We start from the raw sequence: 1,250 nt of genomic DNA on the forward strand, positions 1-1,250 counted from the left end.
GCCCAACTCTTCTGCGCCTGCGCCTAGCCCACCGGCTGCGGCCCCAAATCCTGAAGGCGCGTCGGGGCAAGGGGGACAGGTGGTGCCCGTGGGTATTCGCCTTAACCCCAATGGCAGAGATATTCCTGACGTGGCTCCTCAACTGCTGGGCGCTACGGCGATTGATATGCAACCTCTGGCCTCGGGCTGCGGCTTTGCCAACCTGGAAGCGCTGCTGACGGGTATGGTCGCGACCTCGGTGCAGCTGCAAATTCGGGTGGAGCCCAGCGGCGAAATCACTCAGGTCAGGCCGTTACAGGGTACTGGCAATGGTGCCGTAGACGATTTGGTGAGCTGCGTGGTGCGCCAGCGACTACAGCTGCAACCGGCTAGCTCGGCGGGGATACCGCAGCTCACTGACGCGTTTATTTTAGATGCCCGCATCCAGTTTTGATAGCAATGCGTATAGTGGATTGGGATTTTGTGACTCCACAACCTACAGCAACGTTTAGGAACGAATTTTGGCCATACAGCGCAATAACCTTGCTTTTTACGATCAGCAGGCTAGCCACTGGTGGGATGAGGCGGCAACGATTGCGCCTCTGAATCGTCTCAACCCACTACGATTCAAATACTTCGACCAGGTTATACCTCGTTGGCAGGGGCTGCGGGTGCTAGATGTGGGCTGTGGCGGTGGTTTTACCTGCGAGTTTTTGGCCCAGCAGCAGGCCCAGGTGTGGGGCCTAGACCAGTCGGCGCAGTGTATTAAGGCGGCTCAAGACCATGCAGCGGTAGGCGGTTTGCCTATTACCTACCGCTGTGGCGTGGCTGAAGAGTTGCCGTTTGAGACGGCTAGCTTTGATGTGGTCGTCTGTGTAGATGTATTAGAGCATGTAGTTGACCCGCAGCAAGCCGTGGTTGAAATCAGTCGGGTGATGCGGCCCGGAGGAGTGTTTTGCTTTGACACAATTAACCGCACGCTGCGATCGCGCCTCGTGATGATCTGGCTGTTGGAGACCATTCTGCGCCAGATTCCGATTGGCATTCACGATTGGAAAAAGTTTATTACCCCTGAGGAGCTACGAGCCATGCTGACTCAAGCAGGCTTTGGCCCAGCGAAGATAGATGGGTTCAACCTGTTTGGCAGCACTGTGGGCGAAACTATTGCCGCCTATCGTTTTTACCAGACAACGGGCAAGTTCCAGGCGAGCTTTGACGACGATACGCGGGTGATGTACATCGGTACGGCAGTGAAGGGGTAGGGATAGGTG

Annotated in this window: 2 protein-coding genes; both read left to right on the forward strand. The window is 56.3% G+C overall.

Features of this window, described 5'->3' with window-relative positions; genetic code table 11:
• A partial coding sequence (locus IQ273_RS33255; RefSeq protein ID WP_194027331.1) for a hypothetical protein occupies positions 1-433 on the forward strand: 433 nt, incomplete at its 5' end.
• A 67-nt stretch (positions 434-500) separates the two neighbouring features.
• Positions 501-1,241, forward strand: coding sequence for a bifunctional 2-polyprenyl-6-hydroxyphenol methylase/3-demethylubiquinol 3-O-methyltransferase UbiG (gene ubiG / locus IQ273_RS33260; RefSeq protein WP_228054381.1), 741 nt, complete (start codon positions 501-503; stop codon positions 1,239-1,241).
• Positions 1,242-1,250 lie beyond the last annotated feature (9 nt).

Origin of the sequence: Nodosilinea sp. LEGE 07298 (genome assembly GCF_015207265.1) — a bacterium.
Taxonomy (GTDB): Bacteria; Cyanobacteriota; Cyanobacteriia; order Phormidesmidales; family Phormidesmidaceae; genus Nodosilinea.